9 protein-coding genes and 2 pseudogenes are annotated in these 7,901 nt (G+C 67.1%); 4 read left to right on the top strand and 7 right to left on the bottom strand.

Annotated features, from left to right (window positions below):
* The coding region (locus VFW69_RS12250) for a hypothetical protein (RefSeq protein ID WP_526501556.1) at positions 1 to 116 on the top strand (116 nt) is incomplete at its 5' end.
* Between the two features lie 230 nt (positions 117 to 346).
* Here VFW69_RS12250 and coaD read toward each other — a convergent pair.
* On the bottom strand, positions 347 to 829 hold the full coding sequence (coaD, locus tag VFW69_RS12245; protein ID WP_526501552.1) for a pantetheine-phosphate adenylyltransferase: 483 nt from the start codon (positions 827 to 829) through the stop codon (positions 347 to 349).
* 14 nt (positions 830 to 843) lie between these two features.
* Here coaD and VFW69_RS12240 point away from each other — a divergent pair.
* Positions 844 to 948: pseudogene (locus tag VFW69_RS12240) on the top strand (hypothetical protein); the annotation flags it as partial.
* 27 nt (positions 949 to 975) lie between these two features.
* On the opposite strand, the gene rsmD reads toward VFW69_RS12240, so the two are convergent.
* From rsmD to VFW69_RS12220, 4 genes are all read right to left on the bottom strand, one after another.
* Positions 976 to 1,530, bottom strand: a complete 555-nt coding sequence (gene rsmD, locus VFW69_RS12235) for a 16S rRNA (guanine(966)-N(2))-methyltransferase RsmD (RefSeq protein WP_526501550.1) — start codon at positions 1,528 to 1,530, stop codon at positions 976 to 978.
* A gap of 10 nt (positions 1,531 to 1,540) precedes the next feature.
* Positions 1,541 to 2,188 carry a vitamin K epoxide reductase family protein gene (locus tag VFW69_RS12230; RefSeq protein ID WP_526501548.1) on the bottom strand — a complete coding sequence of 216 codons (648 nt, stop codon included), beginning with the start codon at positions 2,186 to 2,188 and terminating at the stop codon, positions 1,541 to 1,543.
* Complete coding sequence (locus VFW69_RS12225; RefSeq protein WP_526501546.1) at positions 2,185 to 2,952, bottom strand: DsbA family protein; 768 nt, start codon at positions 2,950 to 2,952, stop codon at positions 2,185 to 2,187. Before VFW69_RS12225 ends, VFW69_RS12230 begins: the two co-directional genes overlap by 4 nt.
* A gap of 101 nt (positions 2,953 to 3,053) precedes the next feature.
* The gene (locus VFW69_RS12220) at positions 3,054 to 4,172 is read right to left on the bottom strand and encodes an alpha/beta hydrolase (protein ID WP_526501544.1); all 1,119 of its coding nucleotides are present in this window, start codon (positions 4,170 to 4,172) and stop codon (positions 3,054 to 3,056) included.
* A 251-nt stretch (positions 4,173 to 4,423) separates the two neighbouring features.
* Here VFW69_RS12220 and VFW69_RS12215 point away from each other — a divergent pair.
* Positions 4,424 to 4,614, top strand: a pseudogene (locus tag VFW69_RS12215) (aldo/keto reductase); the annotation flags it as partial.
* A gap of 29 nt (positions 4,615 to 4,643) precedes the next feature.
* The gene (locus VFW69_RS12210; RefSeq protein WP_526501554.1) at positions 4,644 to 5,489 is read left to right on the top strand and encodes an aldo/keto reductase; all 846 of its coding nucleotides are present in this window, start codon (positions 4,644 to 4,646) and stop codon (positions 5,487 to 5,489) included.
* 4 nt (positions 5,490 to 5,493) lie between these two features.
* Here the strand turns inward: VFW69_RS12210 and VFW69_RS12205 are convergent, their stop codons facing one another.
* On the bottom strand, positions 5,494 to 6,207 hold the full coding sequence (locus VFW69_RS12205) for a GmrSD restriction endonuclease domain-containing protein (RefSeq protein WP_526501542.1): 714 nt from the start codon (positions 6,205 to 6,207) through the stop codon (positions 5,494 to 5,496).
* Positions 6,208 to 6,253: 46 nt separating this feature from the next.
* On the bottom strand, positions 6,254 to 7,901 hold a 1,648-nt coding region (recG, locus tag VFW69_RS12200; RefSeq protein WP_526501540.1), incomplete at its 5' end, for an ATP-dependent DNA helicase RecG.

The raw sequence follows: 7,901 nt of genomic DNA, 5'->3' as shown, positions 1-7,901 counted from the left end.
GCCCACCAACTAAACCCCCGCCCGCCGTCACGCCGTGTCCCGGGCCCACCGGTGAGCGCGCCGACTGGTGGTGGTACGAACCCTTCCAGCCGCAACCACCACCGACAACCAACTAGGCTGGCCACCGCCGGCCGGCCATCGCCGACATCGGATAGAAGCCCAACCAGGCTGGGACACAGAGGAATTCGTCGTCGATATGCGCTGCTGGCGCATCGTGAATATCGAGGCCGACGAGCAAACCCGCTTTTCTTTGATCGGGTAGCCGCTGCGCGGCCGCGTACGCACGCGTTTTCACCGCCTGACAAAACCATCGCAGATCACCGCTTCACGCGTCGACCGGCCAGTTTCAGGATCGGTCCGAAACCCTCTCGCGCAAGCGGCGATTGACCGGTTCGGGCAGCAGTTCCGACACGTCACCACCGAGCATCGCGACCTCTTTGGCCAGAGATGACGACACGAACGAATAGCGCGGGGCCGTCGCGACGAAAAAGGTATCCACGCCTGCGACGTGTTTGTTCATCTGCGCCATCTGCAACTCGTATTCGAAATCGGTGCCGGTGCGCAGCCCCTTCACGATGGCCGTCATACCGCGCGACCGGACGAAGTCGACGACCAGGCCCTGCCCGGCTTCCGCCCGCAGGTTGGGCAGGTGCGTCGTCGATTCGTTGATCATCGCGATCCGCTCGTCGAGGTCGAACATGCCCTTCTTGGCGGGGTTGGTCAGGACCGCCACCACCACCTCGTCGAACTGGGCCGACGCGCGCTCGAAGACGTCGATGTGGCCCAGCGTCACCGGGTCGAACGACCCCGGGCACACCGCGCCGGTCATGCGGGCGCTCCGACACAGGGGGACGGTCTCCGCACATCGGCGTTCATGACGCGCGTCGAGACGATGCAGTGGGGGTACCGCCCGCTTGCGGGGGACGAAGCGATGCTGAGGAGCGGCGCCATGACGAACGACGGTACACGCCTACGTCAATGACGCTCGGCCAGCTCGAGACGGGTGTCGCCGTAAACCCGTTGGGGCCACACCGACCAGCCGGCCGGCCAATTCAGCGGCGCACCACCGGCCGCCCGCTCCACCACCGCAACGCTGCCGTCATGCACCCAGCCATGGGCGCGCAACGCGGCCAGCACGGCCTCGACCTCGGCGGCGTCGACGTCGTAGGGCGGGTCGGCCAGCACCAGGTCGAATGCGGCCGCTGTCCCGGCCGCCAGCACCGTCGCCACCGCACCCCGGCGCAGCGTCGCGCCCCGCAGACCCAGGGTTTCGATGTTGCGCGCGATGACGGACCCGGTGCGTGGGTCCGACTCCACGAAGAGCGCGGCGGCTGCGCCGCGGGACAGCGCCTCCAATCCCAGTGCGCCGGAACCGGCATAGAGGTCCAGCACCTTGAGGCCGGACAGCTCCAGGCGGGCGGTCAGGATGTTGAAGAGCGACTCGCGGACGCGGTCGGTGGTGGGCCTGGTGCCGTGCGGCGGGACCGCGATGCGCCGGCCCCCGGCCGCGCCGCCAATGATCCGGGTCACCTGCAGATACCTACAACAGCGTCGACCAGTAGTCCCAGAACCGCGCCATGATCAATAAGAACACCGCGGTGAACCAGAGTGCGGCGATGGACCACCGCCATTGGAAAAGCACCCACCCAGGACCGGCCTGCCGACGCTGCGATACCGGGCGATAGGCGATCGAGGCGACCACCACCAGTAGCGACATGGTGACCGCCCATACCACCATGCAGTACGGGCACAACGCGTTGATCCGATACAGGCTCTGGAAGATCAACCAGTGCACGAACACCGCGCCGACCGTCACGCCGACCGTCAGCCCCACCCAATACCATTGCGGCAAAGCCACTTTCGTCAACGCCAGCAGGCCGCTGACGACCACCACGGTGAAGGCCACCAGGCCCAACAGCGGGTTGGGAAAGCCCAGCAGCGACGCCTGCGGGGTGATCATCACCGAGCCGCAGGACAAGATCGGGTTGATGTTGCAGGACGGCACGTACGACGGGTTGAGCAAGATGTCGATCTTCTCGACCGTCAACGTCATCGATGCGACCAGGCCGATCAGACCGGAGATCAGCACCCACCAGGCGCTGAGCGCCGGCACCCGCGCCGCCGTAGCCGGATCCGGCGTCAGGTCGCCGATGGGATCGGCGGCTTCTGTCGACACCGCACCGGTCACATGGAGGCCGGCGCGACCGCGCCGTCGATGCCCGGAATGTTGCCCACTATTTCTTTGATCTTGTTGACCAGCGCATCGGGTGTCGAGGGGTCGTAGTCGTCGCCGTTGATCTTGATGGTCGGCGTGGCGTTGATATGCCCGGTCGCGGCTTCGCCGGTGACCTTGGACAGGTACTTGCCGCTGTTGATGCAGTCCGGCACCTTGCCCACCGCACCCGCCTCGCGGGCGAGTTCGATCAGCCGCGCATTGTCCGGAAAGGTCTTGCCGGTTTCGCTCGGCTGAATGTCGGTGCTGAACAGCGCGGAGTGGAAGCGCCGGAACGCATCCTGGGATTCGTCGGCGACGCACAGCGCCGCGGCACCCGCGCGCGACGAGTAGTTCTGGTTCCGCGAGCTGTCGAGGATCGACACCATGGAGTAGTCCGCCGCGATGGCGCCGATGTCGATGAGCTTGGAGACCGTCGGGCCGAAGGTGCGCTCGAAGTTGCCACAGGCCGGGCACAGGAAGTCCTCGTAGAACGTCACTACGGCCTTGGGGTTACTGCTGCCGGGCTGGGTGACCAGCTTGCTCGACGTCACCCGCACCGTATCGCCGGCGCCGGTGGGGCCGGTCTTCTTGTGGTGCGACGTGACGATGTAGAAGACGACGGCGACCGCGAAGATCACCACGAATGCGGTGCCGCCGATTTGGACGAGTCGGCTCGACTTGCCGCCGGAGGCCGACTTCATGTCGAATCGCGGGGGACGTTTGGGTTTGTCGGCCACAGGTTCCCTGATCTTTCGGTACGAGTTGTCGGTCTGTCCGTTTGCGGACAAAGCGATCGGACAAAGCGCCTCTAGGTTACCGGCGCCGGCGGCTCAACGAATCAGACCCGGCTCAGGTGTGCGCGGAGAGCCGAAATCAGCTCGCTACACGCCACCATGCTGTCGCCGCCCAGCGGGAACAAGTTGATGAAGCCATGGGTCAGCGAACCCAGGTACCGCAGGTCGACCGCGATCCCGGCGGCCCGCAGCGCCTCGGCGTAGCTCTCGCCTTCGTCGCGCAACGGATCGAAGCCGGCGACCGCGATCAGCGCGGGCGCCAGCCCGGTCAGTGATTCGGCCAGCGCCGGTGATACTCGCGGATCGGTCCGATCCAAATCCGAACGCCGCAGATACTGGGATTCAAACCAGTCGATGTCCCGTTTGGTCAGCACGAAGCCGCGCGAAAACAGGGTCAGCGACCGGTTCTGCGCGGTGAAGTCGGTCCGCGGATAGATCAGCCATTGCAACGCCGGCGCGGGGCCATCCTCGTCGCGCGCTATCTGGCTGACGACGGCGGCCAGGTTGCCGCCGGCGCTGTCCCCGCCGACCGCGACCTGTCCCGGAATCGCGCCGAGCTCGCCGGCGTGCTCGTATGCCCAGGTGAACGCCGCGTATGCGTCCTCGATGGCGGCCGGGGCCGGATGTTCGGGGGCCAGCCGGTAGTCGATCGACAACACATGGATGCCGGCGTCACGACAGATCAGCCGGCACAGCGCGTCATAGGTGTCCAGGTCACCGATCGACCAACCGCCACCGTGGTAGAAGACCAGCAGAGGCGCGGCCGCGCCATCGGCAGGACGGTAGTGGCGCGCCGGGATCTCGCCGGCCGGACCGGGCAGCGACAGCTCGTCGACGTCGACGTGGATCTGCGGACCGGGCAACCCCACGATCTGTTCGCGCAGCTGGGTGCGCGACGACTGCGCGTCGTCGTCGACTACCAGCCCGTCGATCCCGACGGCGCGCAGGCCCGACAACATCAGCTGCAAGGTCGGATCCAGCGTGTTGCCGTCGATGATGACCGAACGACTGCGGACCAGCCCTCGCCGCAGCGCGGTCGGGATCCACGGGATGACCTTGGTCCCGACACTGGTGATGGCGCCCTGGATGCGGCTGGCCAGCGGCACCGACGTGTGTTCGGCTCCAAACTGAACTCCCGGCGCGCCTGACAGAGGCCTGGTCATGAACAACCCCCTTACGACAACAGGTGCTAACGCTCGACGACGAACGGTTATCGTTCCCGCCGCCCGTCGCCTCTCAAGGCTTACCGGCCCCGGCGGCCACCAAACGGGCGGACGCCGTCGTCGGTTACCGGCGGATCGACGTCACCGGCCTCGCCGCATTTCGCGGAAGACCGGCTGACCCGCTGCCGATACCGGTGTGCCGCGCGACCAACTGTACGGGGTGGCGTGCCCGGTGCCGACGGCACGGATAGACACCCGTCCAGGTCTTGTTTAGGTCGCTTTTGCAGACTCGGTAATATCGTGATCCCCAAGTCGGTGAGCTTTCATCGGATTGCGAGCAACTTCGACGTGTTCGATATCGAACTGAGCGCCTCGAACTCGGCGCCGAATGGCGTCGATATCGTCGCTCGATGACGGAACCCGGCTCGGTGCACAATCTTGAACCTTCAATTTCACAGGCAGGTGAATGAATTGGCCGGCGAGTCGGGCTCCGCCTTACCCTCAATTGCTCTGAACGACGAAAACACGATCCCGGCCCTCGGCCTGGGCGTCGCGGAATTGTCGGACGACGAGACCGAACGCGCGGTGTCGGCTGCGCTGGAGGTCGGCTGCCGCCTGATCGACACGGCCGCTGTCTATGGGAATGAAGCCGCCGTCGGGCGCGCGATCGCCGCGTCCGGGATTCCCCGCGCCGAGCTGTTCGTCACCACCAAGCTGGCGACCGCCGACCAGGGTTTCAAAGGGGCGATGGACGCCTGCAACGCCAGCCTGGAGCGCCTCGGCCTGGACTACGTCGACCTCTACCTGATCCACTGGCCGGCCCCGTCGCTGGGGACGTACGTGAATTCCTTCGGCGGGCTGATTCAGTCGCGCGGGGATGGTTTTGCCCGCTCGATCGGCGTCTCCAACTTCACCGACGAGCACCTGACGACGGTCATCGACCTCACCTTCGTCACCCCGGCGGTCAACCAGATCGAGCTGCACCCACTGCTCAACCAAGAAGCGCTGCGCAAGACCAACACCGAGCACAACGTCCTCACGCAGTCCTACACACCGCTGGCGCTGGGCAAGCTGAACGACAACCCGACGGTGAATTCGGTCGCCGGTGAATACGGCAAGACCGCCTCGCAGGTGTTGCTGCGGTGGAACCTGCAGCTGGGCAATGCGGTCGTCTTCCGGTCGGCCAATGCCGAGCACATCGCGTCCAACTTGGATGTGTTCGACTTCGAGCTGGCCGATGAGCACATGGATGCGATCAACGCGCTCAATGACGGCACTCGGCTGCGCCCGGACCCGGAGACCTACGAAGGCTCGTAGCCCATTACCCCGTCGGGCAGGTCGTCGCGGCCTGACGCAGCACGCCGGTCGACGCCTGGTCCACCGGCAGCGAGTAGCCGCGGAGCACCGCGATGAACTGCATGGCGTACTGACATGCGAACGCCGCGTTGGGCGGCATCCACCGCGCCGGCGGCGAATCGCCCTTGTCCTGATTGGCCTGCCCGTCAACGGCCAACAGGTTGGCGGGATCGTTGGCGAAGCGCCGCCGCTCGGGGGCGGGCCAGCCGTAGGCGCCCATGTCCCAGGCGTAGGCGAGCGGGACGATGTGGTCGATCTGCACGGATTCGCCGACCTTGGGGCCACGCTGGAACGCGATGGTCTTGTTGGTGTACGGGTCGTGCAGAGTGCCGGTGGCCACGGCGTCCGGACACCGCTTGACCGACACGTGGGTCGTGTCGACGAGATCGCGGTTGAGGATGTCGTCGCGGGTGTCGCATCCGTTGTGCCCCATCGGGGCGTCGTTGTCGTCGTCCCAGGCGTCGCCGAATGCCGACCGCAGGTAGTCGTAGCGGTGCAGGCGCAGGGGCACGACGGCGATGCCCCCGAGCACATCGGTGCCGGGCTGGACCGTCGGAACGTCAGCGCGCGCAGCGTATTCGGCGGAATGTCGTGCGGTCGAGGACGCAGTCGTCTGGTAGGCCACCAGCAACGCGAGCACCGCCGCCGCGGCCAGCCACAGCAATACTTTGCGGTTCACCTGCGCCGCTCCTCAGCATCGCTGCGCTCTGCATCGTCGCCGGCGGTCACGACTTGTCCAAGTATTCGATGCGGTCGGTGTCGGTGAAGCGCGCGGCCAGCACGGCCAAGCCGGGGTTCGAGCGCTCGTCGGTGTAGGCCCCGACGCAGAAATCCCGGGCGGCCTCGATGAACTCCTGATGGTCGGCCAGGGACAGCAGCCGCAACGTGATCGCCTTCCCGGACTGGTTGCGGCCCAACACATCTCCCTCTCGGCGTTCCTTGAGGTCGAGATCGGCCAGGGCGAAGCCGTCCAGCGTCTCGGCCACCGCGCGCAGCCGCCGGCCGGCCGGCGAATTCGGCGCGGACCAGCTGGCGAACAGGCACAGGCTCGGATGCCGGCCGCGACCGATCCGGCCGCGCAGCTGATGCAACTGACTGATCCCGAACCGGTCGGCGTCCATCACCAACATGACGGTGGCATTGGGGACGTCGACGCCTACCTCGATGACGGTGGTGCACACCAGCACATCGACCTCGCCGGCCCGAAAGGCCGCCATCGCGGCGTCCTTCTCCTCCGCCGACAGCCGCCCGTGCATCAGACCCAGGCGCAGATTCGCCAGCTCACCCGAGCGCAGCCGGGCGTACAGGCCCTCGGCGGTCTCCGGCGCCTTGGCGTTCTGCTCCTGATCACCCGGGTCGTCGCTCTCGTCGATGCGCGGCGCCACCACGTAGGCCTGGCGGCCGGCGGCCACCTCCTCGGTGATGCGCTGCCAGGCCCGGCCCAGCCACGCCGGCTTGTCCTTGACGAAGATGACGTTGCTGGTGATCGGCTGGCGGCCGCGCGGAAGTTCGCGCAGCGTCGAGGTTTCCAGGTCCCCGTACACGGTGAGCGCGACGGTGCGCGGAATCGGCGTCGCCGTCATCACCAGCAGGTGCGGCGTCACCCCGGGACGGGCCTTGGCCCGCAGTTGGTCTCGCTGCTCGACACCGAAGCGATGCTGTTCGTCGACCACCACCATGCCCAGGTTGTCGAATTCCACCGCATCCTGCAGCAGTGCGTGGGTGCCGACAACGATGCCGACCTCGCCGCCGGCGATCTCGGCGCGGATCTGCTTCTTCTGGGCGGCGGTCATCGAACCGGTCAGCAGCGCCAGCCGGGTCCCGTTGTCGGCGCCGCCCAGCTGGCCCGCCATCGCCAACGGACCGAGCACGTCGCGAATCGACCGGAGATGTTGCGCAGCAAGCACTTCCGTGGGCGCCAGCAGCGCGCACTGATATCCGGCGTCAACCATCTGCAGCATCGCCAGCACCGAGACGATCGTCTTGCCGGAGCCGACCTCACCCTGCAGCAGCCGATTCAGCGGGCGGGTCGCCGCGAGCCCGTCGGACAGCACGCCGAGCACCTCGCGCTGCCCCGCGGTCAGCTCGAAGGGTAAGCGCACCAACAGCTCTGCGGCCAGACCGTCCGGACGGGGCGGCGCAGGCGGCCCCGACTCCGACAACTCGCCGTGGCGGCGCGCCACCAGCGCCCACTGCAGGCCGACGGCTTCGTCGAAGGTCAGGCGCTCACGGGCCCGCTGCCGCCGCGGCTCGCTCTCCGCCAGATGGATGTCGCGCAACGCCTCGTCTTCGGAGACCAGGCCGAGTTTCGCGCGCAGGTCCTCGGGCAGCGGATCCGGCACCGGGTCGAGCACGTCGAGCACCTGGCGCACG

Origin of the sequence: Mycobacterium sp., assembly GCF_036273375.1 — a bacterium.
In the GTDB taxonomy this organism is placed as follows: domain Bacteria; phylum Actinomycetota; class Actinomycetes; order Mycobacteriales; family Mycobacteriaceae; genus Mycobacterium.
The sequence above is the reverse complement of the archived record's forward strand: the minus strand, read 5'-3'. Positions and strand labels throughout refer to the sequence as shown.